Here is a 15,296-nt window from a genome sequence, read left to right on the forward strand (position 1 = left end):
GGCGTCGTCGCGTCACCTCCCGCGTCGGCGGCGGGACTGAAGGTGACGGCGGCCGCCCCGGGGAAACGGCGGGTGTCCGACCGGTACGGTGCTGCCCGTGACCGCAGACGATCACCTGCCCGCCGCCGGCGGACCGACCGACGGAGCCCTGGTCGCCGGCGGACCGACCGACGGCGCCCCGCTCACCGGTGGACCGGTCGACCGCGCCCCGCTCCCCGGTGGCCCGGTGGCCGTCCTCACGAACCCGACCGCGGGCCGGGGACGCTACCGGGCCCTGCTGCCCCGGCTGTTGGACGGGTTGGCCGTCGCCGGGCGGCCGATCCGGCTGCTGCCGGCGTCGAGCCCCGCCGAGGCGGAGGCGGCGTGCCGGGCCGCCGTGGCCGACGGCGCCGGCGCGCTGGTGGCGGTCGGTGGGGATGGCACCGTGCACCGGGCGTTGCAGGCGGTCGCCGGCACCGACGTGCCGTTCGGCCCGATCCCGGCCGGCACCGGCAACGACTTCGCGCTGGACACCGGTTTCCCGGCGGACCCCCTCGCGGCGGCGGTGATGATCGGCGAGGCGCTGCGCGACGGCCGCAGTCGACCCGTCGACCTGGCCCGGATGGTCGGCGTCGACGGCGTCGAGCGGTGGTACGGGGCGGTCCTCGCGGCCGGGTTCGACGCGATCGTCAACGAGCGGGCCAACCGGATGCGCTGGCCACGCGGCCCACGCCGGTACGACCTGGCGATCCTGGTCGAGCTGGCCCGGCTGCGCCCCCGCCGCTACACGCTGCGCCTCGACGGGGTGCCGCACGACCTGGACGCGGTGCTCGTGGCGGTGGGCAACTGCCCGACGTACGGCGGTGGCATGCGGATCTGCCCGGACGCGGACCCGACCGACGGGCTGCTCGACGTGGTGGTGGCGGGTCGGGTCAACCGGCGGACCCTGGTCCGGGTGAAGCCGCGCATCTATCAGGGCACCCACGTCAGCCACCCGCTGGTGCGCAGTTTCCGGGCCCGCACCGTGGAGGTGGCCGCCGAGGGCATCACCTCGTACGCCGACGGGGAACGGTCACTGGCCCTGCCGGTGACGATCAGCGCGGTTCCGGCCGCCCTGCGGCTGCTGCGTTGACCCGGACCGCGCCGATGCTCGCAGCGATGACCAGCGCGATGGCGACGCACTCCAGCACTGTCAGCGCCTGCCGCAGCACCAGCCACCCGGCGAGCGTGGCGACGGCCGGGCCGAGGCTCATCAGCACCGCGAACGTGGCGGTGGGCATCCGCCGTAGCGCCAGCAGTTCCAGGGTGTAGGGCAGCCCGGAGGCGAGCACCGCGAGGGCGGCGCCGAGCGCCAGCACCGGCGGGTCGAGCAGCACCGCGCCGCCGTCGACGATGCCCAGCGGCAGGGTGACCACCGCGGCGACGGTCAGCGCCAGGGCCAGCCCGTCCGCGCCGGGAAAGCGGCCGCCGACCCGGGCGCTCAGCACGATGTACGCGGCCCACATGGCGCCCGCGCCGAACGCGAAGGCCACCCCGACCGGGTTCAGCCGGTCGAAGCCGCCCTGCCCGAGCAGCGCCACCCCGGCCAGTGCCAACCCGGCCCAGCCCCAGCTGGCCAGGCGTCGGGCGGAGAACACCGACAACGCCAGCGGGCCGAGCACCTCAAGCGTCACCGCCGGGCCCAGCGGGATGCGTTCGATGGCCTGGTAGAACAGCGAGTTCATGCCGGCCAGCGCCAGCCCGAACGCGCCGGCCGCGAGCCAGGCCGAGCGGTCGTGTCCGCGCAGCCGGGGCCGGCACACCACGAGCAGCAGCACCGCGGCGATGGTCAGCCGCAGGGTCACCGCGCCGGCCACCCCGGTACGCGGGAAGAGCAACGCGGCCACGGCGGCGCCGAACTGCACCGACAGCGCCCCGCCGAGCACCAGCCCCACGGCGGCCACGCCACCGCGCCGGGCCGGTCGTGTCTCGCCCGAGGGTGGGGTGGGCAGCAGGGTGTCCGTCACGGGCACGACGGTAGGCGTTGCGCCCGGGCCACAGCGCGGCGGTGTCCACCTCAGTGACCAACAAGGCGCGGGTCGGGCCGGTGTCGCTCAGCCCGGCAGGGCCAGGTCGAGCACCGCGCCGAGGCCGTTCTCCCGACCCGGCTCGGCGGCCGGGAGGACCAGCACCGAGCAGCCGGCGGCCACCGCGCCGGCGTCCGCGGGGGTGTCACCGACCATCAGGGTCTGCTCCGGGTCGACGCCCAGCATCCCGCAGGCCCGCCAGAAGATCGCCGGGTCGGGTTTGCACCGCCCCACCTCGTACGAGAGGACGAACGCGTCGACGAGGTCGGTCAGCCCCCAGGTGTCGAAGTGTGGCCGCAGGTCGAAGCCGATGTTGCTGACCACCGCCACCGGCACCCCGGCGTCGCGCAGCGCGGTCAGCGTGGGGGCGGTGTCGGCGTACGGATGCCAGCCGTCGGCGGTCAGCAACCGCTCGTAGAGCGCGTCGGCGAAACCGTCGATGCCGGCGTCGACGGTTTCGGCCAGCCCGGTGTACGCGCCCCGGTGAGCGTGTTGGTAGAGGTCCCGGTCGGCCCACAGTTCGGCCAGTCGGGGTGGCACCCGCGCCGGCAGTGGCCCGCCGGCGCGCCCGGCGGTCAGCAGGCGGTCGGCCAGCGAGGTGGCGCGGACCCGGTCCAGGGTGACGCCGCACGCCGCCGCGGCCTCCAGCACCCACCGCTGGGGGTCCTCCACCTGGGCCAGGGTGCCGTGGAAGTCGAAGAGCACCGCCTTGACCGAGCGTCGGGACGCCCGGCGCTCGGCGGTGCCCGGCGGACTGGTCTGGGGCGGTTCGGCATGGTCCGGCACGCCGTGCACCCTACCGACCGCCCCCGACCGCCCCTCCGGACGGCCTTGTGGGGTGCTGTGACTCGGCACGCACTAATCTTGGTGCCATGTCGAGCCCCGCCGAGCGGTACGCAGCGGCGCGCCGCAAGGCCGCACAAGCCGCACAGTTTCCGGCGTTGGACGAGTTCGCCCTTGAGCTGGGGTTCGACCTCGACGACTTCCAGCGGGAGGCGTGTCAGTCGCTGGAGCGGGGCAGCGGTGTGCTGGTCTGCGCCCCCACCGGCGCCGGCAAGACGGTGGTCGGGGAGTTCGCCGTCCACCTGGCGTTGCGCGGGCGGCCCGACGACCCGGTGCCCGCCGCCGACGCGACGACCCCGCCGGCGCGGCGCAAGTGCTTCTACACCACGCCGATCAAGGCGTTGTCCAACCAGAAGTACCACGACCTGGTCGCCCGGTACGGCGCCGAGCAGGTGGGCCTGCTGACCGGCGACAACGCGATCAACGGCGACGCGCCGGTGATCGTGATGACCACCGAGGTGCTGCGCAACATGCTCTACGCGGGCTCCAGCACCCTGCAGGGCCTCGCGTACGTCGTGATGGACGAGGTGCACTACCTGGCCGACCGGTTCCGCGGCGGGGTGTGGGAAGAGGTGATCATTCACCTGCCGGCCTCGGTCACCCTGGTCTCGTTGTCGGCGACCGTGTCCAACGCCGAGGAGTTCGCCGACTGGCTGGTCACCGTGCGCGGCGAGACCGCGGTGGTGGTCAGCGAGCACCGGCCGGTGCCGTTGTGGCAGCACATGCTGGTCGGCAAGCGGATGTTCGACCTGTTCCACGACGCCGACGCCGCGCGCAAGCACGACGTGCACCCGGAGTTGCTGCGCTACACCCGGGAGACCGTGCGGCGGCTGGAGTTGGGCGAGGGGCGCAGCGCGGGCCCCGGTGCCGGGCGTCGTGGCCCGCGCTGGCGTGGCCCGATGCGCCCCGACATCGTCGACCGGCTGGACCGGGAGGGTCTGCTGCCGGCGATCCTGTTCATCTTCAGCCGGGCCGGGTGCGCCGCCGCGGTGCAGCAGTGCCTCGCCGCCGGGTTGCGGCTCACCTCGGCGGAGGAGCGGGCCGAGATCCGCCGGGTCGTCGAGTCCCGGGTCACCGCCATTCCCGGGGAGGACCTGTCGGTCCTGGGCTACTGGGAGTGGCTGGACGGTCTGGAACGCGGCCTGGCCGCCCACCACGCGGGCATGCTGCCGGTGTTCAAGGAAGTCGTCGAGGAGCTGTTCGTCCGTGGCCTGGTCAAGGCGGTCTTCGCCACCGAGACCCTGGCGTTGGGCATCAACATGCCGGCCCGCTGCGTCGTCCTGGAACGGCTGGTGAAGTACAACGGCGAGGCGCACGTCGACCTGACCCCGGGGGAGTACACGCAGCTCACCGGGCGCGCCGGGCGCCGTGGCATCGACGTGGAGGGGCACGCCGTCGTGGTGTGGTCCCCGGAGACCGACCCGCGGCACGTGGCCGGGTTGGCGTCCACCCGCACCTACCCGCTGCGCTCCAGCTTCCGGCCGTCGTACAACATGGCCGTGAACCTGGTCGGCACTGTCGGCGCGGAGCCGGCCCGCGCTCTGCTGGAGTCGTCGTTCGCCCAGTTCCAGGCGGACCGGTCGGTGGTCGGTCTGGCCCGGCAGGTGCAGCGCAACACCGAGACCATCGAGGCGTACGGCGCGGAGGCCGCCTGCCACCACGGCGACTTCGACGAGTACTTCGCGCTGCGGGTGGCGATCGCCGAGCGGGAGAAGGCGATCGCCCGGCAGGGGCAGACCCAGCGCAAGGCCGCCGCGGTGGCCTCGTTGGAGCGGCTGCGCGTCGGTGACGTGATCCGGGTGCCGTCGGGCCGGCGGGCCGGTCTGGCGGTGGTGCTGGACCCGGCGACCGGCGGGTTCGGTGAGCCCCGGCCGCTGGTGCTCACCCAGGACCGTTGGGCCGGGCGGGTCAGCCCCGGCGACTTCACCACACCCGCCGAGGTGCTGGCCCGCATCCGGGTGCCCAAGCACTTCAACCACCGGTCACCGGCCGCCCGGCGGGATCTCGCCGCCGAGGTCAGCGGGACCGGCCTGGACCGGCACGGCGGTCGGCGCGGAGGGCGTTCGCGGCAGGTGACCGGCGAGGACCACCGGATCACCCAGCTGCGCACCGAGCTGCGCCACCACCCCTGCCACGCCTGCCCGGAGCGGGAGGAGCACGCCCGCTGGGCGGAGCGGCGTCGGCGGCTGGAGCGCGACACCGAGGAGCTGCGCCAGCGGGTCAGCGGCCGTACGGGGTCCCTCGCCCGGACGTTCGACCGGATCGTGGCGTTGCTGACCGAGCGGGGGTACCTCGCCCGCGACGGCGCGGTCACCGACGCCGGTCGGATGCTGGGCCGGATCTGGACCGAGGCGGACCTGCTGGTCGCCGAGTGCCTGCGCCGGGGGGTGTGGAACGGGCTGTCGCCGGCCGAGTTGGCCGCCGCGGTGTCGGTGGTGGTGTTCGAGGCGCGCCGTGATGTCGACGAGCGGGCGTCGCTGCCGCGCGGGCCGGTGGCCGACGCGGTGGACGAGACGCTGAAGCTGTGGGGGGAGATCGAGGCCGACGAGGCGGCGCGCGGGCTGACCGCGACCCGGGAACCGGATCTCGGGTTCGCCTGGCCGGTCTACCGGTGGGCCCGGGGTGAGGCGCTGGCCAAGGTGCTCGGCAGCGGGCACGAGATCGATGGTGAGATGCCCGCCGGTGACTTTGTCCGGTGGGCCCGACAGGTCGTCGACCTGCTCGGTCAGATTGCCGACTCCGGTGGCGCCGCAAGTGAGCTGCGCTCCACGGCGCGACAGGCTATAGCGGCGGTCAATCGGGGCGTTCTCGCTTACCACACGTCCGCCTGACAATGACGATCCGTCATTTTTCGTCGGCGAATCGACGCAGCGGACGGTTACCGCGACGGCACCTTACGAATAGCCGCCAAGGCGCTGTTGCGCCTGATCACGGCACCCCTGATCATTGCCGAGGCGTCGTGTTGACGGGCCGGTAACGAATGGGGAGAAAGCCGCCGTGGCGGAAATCAATCATTTTGAGTACGGGTGGATCACGCCCGCGTTGAGTTACGCGCTGTCCGTGCTCGGATCGATCCTCGGTCTGGTCTGTGCCGGACGCATTCGCACGGCCCGGACCGGCGGTCAGCGGGCATGGTGGGGTCTGTTGTCGGCCTGGGCGCTGGGCGGCACCGCCATCTGGGCGATGCACTTCATGGCCATGCTCGGCTTCGCTGTCGAGAACACCCGGATCCGCTACGACGTGCCGCTGACCGCGGCCAGCACGGCCATCGCCGTGGTGGCGGTCGGTATCGGCCTGGCCATCGTGGGCACCGGCCGGCTCAATCCGGTACGCCTGATCGCCGGTGGCCTCTTCACCGGTGTCGGCGTGGCCTCCATGCACTACACCGGGATGGCCGCCATGCGCCTCAACGGCAGCCTCGGCTACGACACCGTCCGGGTGGTGCTCTCGGTGGTCATCGCGGTGGTGGCGGCCACCGTCGCCCTGTGGCTCGCGATGACCGTCCGGCGGGGGGTCGTGATCTTCGCGTCCGCGCTGGTCATGGGGATCGCCGTCAACGGAATGCACTTCACCGGCATGAGCGCCCTGTCGGTGCACCGCCACGAGGGGACCGGCGAGGTGACCGGCACCGGGGTGAGCACCCTGCTGGTGCCGATCGTGCTGGCGGTGATCTTCGGGGTGGTCGGTCTGCTCTACGCGCTGCTGGCCGCTCCGACCGACGACGACCGGGCCGCCACCGCGTACCTGGACGGGCGGCGGCTCGCCGCACCGGAGGCCCCGGCGCCCACCGCCGCTCCCGATCCGGTCGGGTTGCGGGCCCGCTCCACCCTCGGCCAGCCAGGTACGCCGTTCCCGTCCCGCCGGGACACACCGCCGCGCTGACGCCGCTCGGCCCGCGCTGACGCCGCTCGGCCCGGCCCGCGCCGTCCACGCCGGTGCGGCGGCGGGTCAGGCCGGCCGGCGGCTGCGGCCGACGGTGAGGGTGGCCAGCAGCCCGGGGTGATCTGTCGCCTCGCGCATGGGCACCACGGTGCGACAGCAGATCGTGATGTCCGGGGTCGCCGTGATGTGTTGCAGCCGGCCGTCGTCGATGCGTTGATGGCCGGTCGGCGTGCAGGTCCGCACGTCGGGGTCGTGGCCGGCGCGCAGGTTGAGGTCGCCGGCCAGCACGGTGGGCAGGCTTCCGGCGTCGCGGCTGATCCCCGGCAGGATGACGTCGAGCAGGTGGTGGCACTGGGTGAGCGCGACGCGGTAGCCGGTGGCCGACAGGTGCGTGGTGCAGGCGAGCAGGGCGCCGTCGGCGTCGACGCAGAGCCAGGCCCGTTCCTCGGGGTCCGCGAGGTCCTGCGTCGGATGGGTTCCGGCGTACACGGTGCCCGGGCCGGCCGCTGCCCGCGCGTGGGCCAGCAGCCCGATGCCGAATCGTTGGCCGTTGCGGCAGCGGGTGTCGTCGCCGCTCGGTCGGTCACCGGCGGCCTGGAACGCGGCCACGACGGTCCGGCCGGGGTGGACGGTCTGGAACACGCGGCGCAGGACGGCAAGGTCGTTCGCGCAGATCTCGTTGAGGGTGACCAGGTCGGGCGTCTCGGCGGTGATCACCTCGGTGGCCCTGGCCAGCGCCCGGCCGGTGTAGCAACCGGCGCGGCCACTGTTGCAGAGGTTCATCTGCAGCATCCGCAGCACGGTGACCTGCGGGGCGTCGGCCGGTGCGGCGCGCAGTGCGGTCGGTCGTGCGGCTGGCGCCGCGGTCGGCAGAGCGGCGACGGCGAGGAGGCAGCCCACGGCCAGGGCGCGGCGCAGGAAACGGTTCGAACGGGCGGCCACACGGACTCCGGATGCACGAGGCGACAGTCATCGCCGAGGTGCCAGTGATCCTACTGGCGGTCCAGCCACGATGGAGATCCAGAGCGGCGGGCCGAGGGGGCACCCGCGTGGCGCGTACCCCCTCGGGTCGCTCAGTGGGCGCGGACCGCGACGACCGTGTACGGCGTGGTGGCGGTCGGTGGTGTGGTGAACCGGGCGTTGGGCAGGTAGAGCCGGCCCAACGCCGCGGCGACGGTGGTGGGCACGTCGAAGTTCGGGTCGGTGATGGTGCCGGTGCGGGTTCCGGCGGTGCCGGCGTGGTTGAGCCGGACCACGGCGATCAGGTTGAGGCGGTTCTGCACGACGTAGAGGGTGCGGCCGAGCAGCAACAGTCCGTCACCGTTGGTGAAGGTGTGCCCCGGCACGTCCACGACGGTGCTCGCGCCGGTCGCCGGGTCGACCCGGTACAGCGTGCCGGTGGTGGACTGGACGACGATCAGTGCCCGGCCGTCCGGTGTGGTGGTGATGCCGTTGAGGTTGACGCCGGTGCCGACCTGCTCGTACGCGCCGGTCAGGGTGATCGTGGTGACGGCGTCGGCGGGCGGCAGCGACCCACCGCGACCGAACGGCAGCCGGTAGAGCACCGGCCGGTTCGAGTCGGTGAAGTACGCGGCGTCGCGGGTCAGGATCACGTCGTTGACGAACGTCGGGGCGGTGGCGAGCTGATAGCGGGCCAGCACCTCGCCGGTGCGGGTGTCGAGCACGCGGGCGTCGCCGGCCGTGCCGCCGGAGACGAACAGCCGGCCACGGGCGTCGACCTTGAGACCGAGCGACGGGGTGCCGGTGGCCGCGCCGATCGTCGTGCTCCGGCCGGTGACCAGGTCGACGCGCTGGATGGCGCCGGTCGCGCGGGAGCCGAAGTAGGCGTACCGGCCGGCGGTGGCGATGCCCTCGGGCTGGAACCCGTCGGGGAGGGCGAGGACGGCCGGTGGCCGCCCGGCGGGGTGCGCCTGCGCCGGCGCGACGGCGACGGTGGCCAGCATGGCGGCGGTCAACGCGCCGACGAGTGTGGTGCGCAGGGGGCGGTTCACTGTGCTCCTTCCGGGCGGAAGCGGCACGAGCCGACACGTCCGCCACGTTCACTGGGGCCAGGACCCTCCCCACTGTACGGCCGCTGCCGGGCGCCCGCCCGGCGTCACCGGCGCGGCCTTCGGGTGACCGCGCCGGTGAGCCCGGGGGTGGGGCGGATGTCAGGCGTTGCGGACGAGCCTCCACCGGTTGTCCGCGCTGCCGTTGTCGGAATCCTGCACGGCCTGCGCTCCCCAGGCGGTCGACCCGTTCAGGATTCCCAGCAGCTTGTTGCTGTTGACGTTGCGGATCTTGTAGGAGCCGTCGCCGTTGTCCACGAGGATCCAGCGGTGGTCGGCGGTGCCGTTGTCGGCCCACTGCAGGACCCGGGCGTTGTCCGCTGTGGACATGTTCTCCACGCCCAGGACCTTGCCGCTGTGGACGTTGCGGAACCGCACCGCGTTGCCGTCGGTCACCATCACCCAGTTGTGGTCGGCGGTGCCGCTGTCGCCCCACTGCACGGCCAGCCCGCCGTCGGCGGTGGACATGTTCTGCACGCCGAGGACCAGGCCGGTGCCGACGTTCACCAGGCGGTAGCTGCCGCCGGTGCTGCCGCCGCCGTTGGTGTTCCAGTAGACCGTGTAGTTGTAGCCGTGGGCGTCGTAGAACGGGGCGAGGTTGACGGTGGACCCGTTGGCGCTGGCGGTGAACGCGAGCGAGCTGGTGCTGGTACGCGCGATCGAGGAGACGGTCAGTGCGGGCAGGGCGCTGAGCGCGGTGTTGCCGTAGTTGCCGGCCAGCACTGTCGGGCCGTACGTGACGGCGGCGACCGAGGCGTTGTCGTTGGCGGCCCGCATGGCGACCTGCATCGGCAGTCGCACGGTGAGGGTGTCGCCGGCGGCCCAGGTGCGGGTGACGGTGGCGTAGCTGCCGGGGGTGGTGGCGACGTTCTGCACAGTGCCGTTGACGGTGATCGTCGCGCCGCTGGTCCAGGACGGGATCCGCACCCGGATGCTCCACGAGCCGCTCATCGTCCCCGACAGGGTCAGGGTGCTGGTGTCGCTGACCGGGTAGCTGGTGCTCTGGGTGACGGTGATGCCGCGCTGCGTCCAGTTGAGCACCGACGGGGTGAACAGGTTCACGCTCAGGGTGGTGCCGTTGTAGAAGTAGATGGAGTCCATCAGCCTGGTGTTGATCTCCAGGCCGGTGCCCTGGCAGCACCAGAACGAGTTGTAGTCGGTGCTCCAGGTGCCGCCGCCCCAGGCCGGGCCCACCCCGCGACGCCCGCCCGGGCGCAGCGGGGTGAAGTAGGTGATGTGGCCGTGGCTGTCGGCCGGGTTCTGCCCGCCGATCAGGTGGTTGATCAGGGCGCGCTCGTAGAAGTCGAAGTAGTCGGTCCGGTTCGGGTCGAGCAGCCACAACTCCCTGGTCAGCTTGAGCATGTTGAACGTGTTGCACTGCTCGCAGGTGTCGTTGCTGAGGTAGCCGGCGATCGCGTTCGGCGCCCGGAAGTGCTCCGCCTGGCTGTTGCCGCCGATGGCGTAGGTGTGCGCGCCGACGGTGATGTTCCAGGCGTTGCTGGCGATGTCCCGGTACCGGGTGGTCCCGGTGGCCTTGTACTCGCGGGCCGCGCCGATCCACTTGGGCACCTGCGTGTTGGCGTGCAACCCGTTGAGCTGGTCCTGGTTGGCCGCGAGGGGGTTGAACACGGCGGCGTGGTCGAACCGCTGGGCGGTGGTGAGCCAGCGGGAGTCGCCGGTCTGCTGGTAGATGTCGGTGAGCACGTCGTTCATGCCACCGAACTCGGTGCCCAGCATCGACTGCATCTGGCTGGAGCTCAGTCGGCTCGTGCGGCTGTCGACCCAGCCGGCGAGGGCCAGCAGCACGGTTCGGGCCTGGGTGTTTCCGGTGTAGCGCCAGACGTCGAGCAGCCCGGCGAGGGTCTTGTGGATGCAGTAGTACGGCACGTTGCCGTTGGACAGCGTCCGGGCCTCGAGCGCGGTGAAGTCGGACTCCGGGAAGCCGGAGAGGTAACCCGCGCCGAACCCGGCGGCGGAGTTGTTGGCCTGGCACTTGGCCAGCTCGGCCACCATGTAGTTGGCCTTGTCCCGGCAGGTGGTGTCGCCCAGCACCGCGTACGCGTACGCCCAGGCGCTCAGGAAGTGCCCCTGCATGTGGGTCCGGAACGGGAAGTTCGGCGCGTCCCAGCCGCCGTTGGTGGCGGCGCCGTTGGTGGAGAGCCGGTGGTTGGCCCGGAAGTTGTAGAGCATCCGGTCGACGTCGACGAACCGGAGGTAGTTGAGCGTGCGGTTCTGGTTGTCCATCCACCGGCCTGCGGTGAGTCGGACCTGACCGGGGTCGAACGGGTACGCCGAGACGCCGATGTCGGAGCGGGCCGGGGGCACGATGGCGGCAGACGCGCTCCCGGGCGCGACGGCGGCGCCGGTCGCGGAGAGCACCACTGTGGCTCCGGCGGCCTGAAGCAGGTGGCGGCGGCTGAGGGGCGGGGGTGGCATGGGGAACCTCCAGGTGGCCGGTACGTCGGGGCCGCCGTCGATGGCGGCGGGGTCGTCGGCGGTGAACTGCCGACGACGGGTGCGGTGCGGGTGGTGGGGACGCGGTCGCTGTGGACGCCGGGTGCCCACCCCTGACGCTTATCGCGGCACATCGATGTGATCGCTAACATAGTTCGTCGTTAACATGCCCGCAACCCCCGGATCGACCCGCCGGCCCGTCCGCGCGGCGACCTGGCCCGGAGGTGTCGGGCTGGAGGACCGCAAAGGTCCGAAACGGACACCGGCTGGGCGTCGGGCCAGCAAAATGTGACCCTGTGTGACGGATGACGATGGATGAGAGCGGATGCCCGGCCGTTGACGCCCGCCGTGTCGCTCAGTACGGTGCATCGTAAATCTTGGATGTCAACGTCGATACATCAATGCTGCGATGTGGTTACGACGGTCATCCCGCGTCTCGCAAAATTCCAGGTCAGACGGGGAGGGAGGCGTCCGACAACAGCTGTTAACGCTAACACGGCCGCCGGTCGTGCTGCTTGGCGTGCGGACAGCAGAGTCCGTTCGGGCGGCAGCCAGGACAGCGGTGGCGCGTCGAGGCGGACATCGCGCACGGCACACTCTCTGTGGGAGTAATCGTGAAGGTGCAAGATCGAACCACCACCCGGGGCAGGCGCGCCATCGCCTGGCTGGCGAGCATGGCCTGCGTCCTCGCCCTGACCCCGGGCACGGCCACTGCCGACAATCCCATCGTCCAGCACATCTACACCGCTGACCCGGCGCCGATGGTGCACGACGGTCGGGTGTACCTCTACACCGGCCACGACGAGGACGGCTCGACGTACTTCACCATGCGGGAGTGGCGGGTGTTCTCGTCGGCGGACATGGTGAACTGGACCGATCACGGCTCGCCGATGAGTTTGGCGACGTTCGCGTGGGCGGATGCCAACGCGTGGGCCGGGCAGGTCATCGCGCGTAACGGGAAGTTCTACTGGTACGTGCCGGTGCGCCAGCGCTCGAACGGGCAGATGGTCATCGGGGTGGCGGTGGCGGACAGCCCGACCGGGCCGTTCCGTGACGCGCTCGGCCGACCCCTGGTCGGCAACAACGAGATCGACCCGCACGCGTTCATCGACGACGACGGGCAGGCGTACCTGTACTGGGGAAACCCGGGATTGTGGTACGTGAGGTTGAACCCGGACATGATCTCGTTCTCCGGCAGCGCCACCCGGATTCCGTTGACGACGGCGGGGTTCGGTACCCGTACCGGCAACGCGAGTCGGCCGACGTTGTACGAGGAGGGGCCGTGGGTGTTCAAGCGCAACGGCCTGTACTACAACGTGTTCGCCGCGGAGTGCTGCTCGGAGTTCCTCGCGTACTCGACGGCGACCGGGCCGACCGGGCCGTGGACGTACCGGGGAACGATCATGCCGAGGCAGGGGGCGAGTTTCACCAACCACGCCGGGGTTATCGATTTCCAGGGCGGGTCGTACTTCTTCTATCACAACGGGGCCCTGCCCGGCGGTGGCGGTTACACCCGGTCGGTCGCGGTGGAGAAGTTCACCTACAACAGCAACGGCACGTTCCCGACGATCACCATGACCACCACCGGCGCGCCGCAGATCGGGACGTTGAACCCGTACGTGCGCCAGGAGGCCGAGACGATCGCCTGGGGTGCGGGGATCGAGACGGAGGCGTCCAGCGAGGGCGGGATGAACGTCGGCTGGATCGAGAACGGCGACTACATCAAGGTCAAAGGCGTCGCGTTCGGCGCCGGCGCGACAGCGTTCAGCGCCCGGGTCGCCTCGGCCACCAGCGGCGGCCGGATCGAGGTACGCCTCGACAGCGCCACCGGCCCGACCGTGGGCACCTGCACCGTCGGCGGCACCGGCGGCTGGCAAACCTGGACCACCACCACCTGCGCGGTCAGCGGCGCCACCGGCACCCACGACCTCTACCTCCGCTTCGCCGGCGGCAGCGGCAACCTCTTCAACATCAACTGGTGGCAGTTCAGCGGCACCGCGGGTAGCGCCAACCTGCTCACCAACGGCGACGTGGAGAACGGCACCACGGGCTGGGGTGTGCACGGCAGCGGAACGCTCGCCCGGAACACCACCGTCGCGCACGGCGGCGGCGGGTCGTTGTCGATCACCGGCCGCACCGGCGCGTGGAACGGTCCCGGTCAGGACGTGACCGCCCGGCTCACCAACGGCAAGAGCTACACCACCAACGTCTGGGTACGCGCACAGAGCGGCACCCCGTCGGCGAAGGCGACCCTGTCGCTGACCGCCGGCGGCACGACGAGCTACCTCCAGTTGACCCCGGCGGTGGGGGTGACCGTCAACGGCTGGACGCTGCTCACGGGCACCACGACCGTGTCGTGGAGCGGCACGCTGTCCAATGCCACCTTCTACGTGGAGACGGCGCAGGGCACCGACAGCTTCCTCGTCGACGACGCCTCGTTCCAGTGACCGGCGCTGCCGGAGCCGTGTTCCTGCGGCTCCGGCAGCACGCCGACGCGCCCCGCCGGCCCGACCGCGGTGACCCGGCCTCGGCCCGGCCCGTTACGACTTGACGAACGGCATGTTATCGCTCACAGTCGATGGTTGAGGGCGGCCGCACCTGTGGTTCACCGGGCGAACCTGCTGTGGCCCCTCGGAACGCGACGTCCGCCCAGGGCATGCCGGACGTCGGTTCAGGATTCCCCGCACTGCTTCCGCGACGGCGACCGTTGCTGTCGTCTCCGATGTCGCATGAGCAGATTCGGGCGCTGCGCTTCCATCACCGCACCACCACAGAGAAGGAATCCGGATGAATCACAAAAGAGCCCTGCGAGCGGCGGTGACCATCGCAGTCACCGGCGTGCTCGCCGCCGGGATGACGGTGGCACTGACCTCCACGGCCAGCGCCGGCACGACCCTGGGGGCCTCGGCGGCGGAGAAGGGTCGCTACTTCGGGGCCGCTGTCGCGACGGGCAAGCTGTCCACCAGCGTCTACACGACGATCCTGAACCGTGAGTTCAACAGTGTCGTGGCCGAGAACGAGATGAAGTGGGATGCCACCGAGCCGCAGCAGGGTCGGTTCAGCTACACCGGTGGTGATCGCCTGGTCAGTCACGCCCAGGCCAACGGCATGAGCGTTCGGGGTCACGCGTTGCTGTGGCACCAGCAGGAGCCGGGCTGGGCGCAGGGTATGTCGGGCAGCGCGTTGCGCAGCGCGATGATCAACCACGTGACCCAGGTGGCGACGCACTTCCGCGGCAAGATCTACGCCTGGGACGTGGTGAACGAGGCGTTCGCTGACGGTGGTTCGGGTGGGCGGCGTGACTCGAACCTGCAGCGTACGGGCAATGACTGGATCGAGGCGGCGTTCCGGGCGGCGCGGGCGGCGGATCCGGGTGCGAAGTTGTGTTACAACGACTACAACACCGACGGGATCAACGCGAAGTCGACGGGGATCTACAACATGCGGCATCACGGTGTGGGGTGTGCGCGACTGTGACTCGTGGCGTGGCTCGGACAACGCCCTGCTGTTCGACTGCAACGGCAACAAGAAGGCCGCGTACACCAACGTCCTGAACGCCCTCAACGCCGGGACCGGCATCCCGACGACCCCGCCGCCCACGACCCCGCCGCCCACCGACCCGCCGCCCACCACCCCGCCGCCGGGGACCGGGGGATGCTCGGCATCGGTGTCGCTGAACACGTGGACCGGTGGATTCGTGGCCACCGTGAAGGTCACCGCCGGCTCCGCCGGGACGAGCGGCTGGAACGTCAGCCTCACGCTTCCCAGTGGTGCGAGTGTCACCAACACCTGGAGCGCGACGGCCAGTGGCTCCGCCGGCACGGTGCGGTTCGCCAACGTGGACTACAACGGTCGGCTCGGCGCGGGCCAGGTCACCGAGTTCGGTTTCCAGGGCAACGGCAGTGGGGCCGGCATGACGCCCACCTGCACCGCGTCCTGAGACTGACTGACTGACCGCACGCGTCGGCCGGTGTGCGGGACCGATCCTGGTCCTGCGCACCGG

The 15,296-nt window shown here is 71.6% G+C and carries 9 protein-coding genes and 1 pseudogene; 5 read left to right on the forward strand and 5 right to left on the reverse strand.

The genetic code is table 11. The features are described 5' to 3' along the window. Window positions 1–226: 226 nt before the first annotated feature. The gene (locus IF22_RS0116580) at window positions 227–1,111 is read left to right on the forward strand and encodes a diacylglycerol kinase family protein (protein ID WP_051708563.1); all 885 of its coding nucleotides are present in this window, start codon (window positions 227–229) and stop codon (window positions 1,109–1,111) included. Here the strand turns inward: IF22_RS0116580 and IF22_RS0116585 are convergent. Together IF22_RS0116585 and IF22_RS0116590 are read right to left on the reverse strand one after the other, a co-directional pair. Further along, a complete protein-coding gene (locus IF22_RS0116585) occupies window positions 1,074–1,991 on the reverse strand; it encodes an EamA family transporter (RefSeq protein ID WP_036411586.1) in 918 nt (305 codons plus the stop codon). The two genes, IF22_RS0116580 and IF22_RS0116585, sit on opposite strands and share 38 nt — an antisense overlap. An 81-nt stretch (window positions 1,992–2,072) precedes the next feature. Continuing rightward, entirely contained in the window at window positions 2,073–2,831 is a 759-nt protein-coding gene (locus IF22_RS0116590) for an HAD family hydrolase (protein ID WP_030332940.1), read from the reverse strand. A gap of 86 nt (window positions 2,832–2,917) precedes the next feature. Here IF22_RS0116590 and IF22_RS0116595 point away from each other — a divergent pair, with 86 nt between their 5' ends. After that, a complete protein-coding gene (locus IF22_RS0116595; protein ID WP_030332942.1) occupies window positions 2,918–5,719 on the forward strand; it encodes a DEAD/DEAH box helicase in 2,802 nt (933 codons plus the stop codon). A 166-nt stretch (window positions 5,720–5,885) separates the two neighbouring features. After that, entirely contained in the window at window positions 5,886–6,770 is an 885-nt protein-coding gene (locus IF22_RS0116600; protein ID WP_030332944.1) for an MHYT domain-containing protein, read from the forward strand. A 66-nt stretch (window positions 6,771–6,836) separates the two neighbouring features. Here IF22_RS0116600 and IF22_RS0116605 read toward each other — a convergent pair whose 3' ends face one another. From IF22_RS0116605 to IF22_RS0116615, 3 genes are all read right to left on the reverse strand, one after another. After that, window positions 6,837–7,712, reverse strand: coding sequence for an endonuclease/exonuclease/phosphatase family protein (locus IF22_RS0116605; protein WP_051708539.1), 876 nt, complete (start codon window positions 7,710–7,712; stop codon window positions 6,837–6,839). Window positions 7,713–7,843: 131 nt separating this feature from the next. Then, a complete protein-coding gene (locus IF22_RS0116610) occupies window positions 7,844–8,782 on the reverse strand; it encodes an NHL repeat-containing protein (RefSeq protein WP_030332947.1) in 939 nt (312 codons plus the stop codon). 159 nt (window positions 8,783–8,941) lie between these two features. Continuing rightward, window positions 8,942–11,275 carry a beta-L-arabinofuranosidase domain-containing protein gene (locus tag IF22_RS0116615; protein ID WP_030332948.1) on the reverse strand — a complete coding sequence of 778 codons (2,334 nt, stop codon included), beginning with the start codon at window positions 11,273–11,275 and terminating at the stop codon, window positions 8,942–8,944. 632 nt (window positions 11,276–11,907) lie between these two features. On the opposite strand from IF22_RS0116615, the gene IF22_RS0116620 reads away from it, so the two are divergent. Further along, window positions 11,908–13,740 (forward strand): family 43 glycosylhydrolase, encoded by a 1,833-nt coding sequence (locus IF22_RS0116620; RefSeq protein WP_030332949.1) that lies wholly within the window; start codon window positions 11,908–11,910, stop codon window positions 13,738–13,740. Between the two features lie 340 nt (window positions 13,741–14,080). Then, window positions 14,081–15,233: pseudogene (locus IF22_RS33120) on the forward strand (endo-1,4-beta-xylanase). The last annotated feature ends 63 nt before the right edge of the window (window positions 15,234–15,296 follow it).

Source organism: Micromonospora parva (assembly GCF_000718515.1).
Taxonomy (GTDB): domain Bacteria; phylum Actinomycetota; class Actinomycetes; order Mycobacteriales; family Micromonosporaceae; genus Micromonospora; species Micromonospora parva.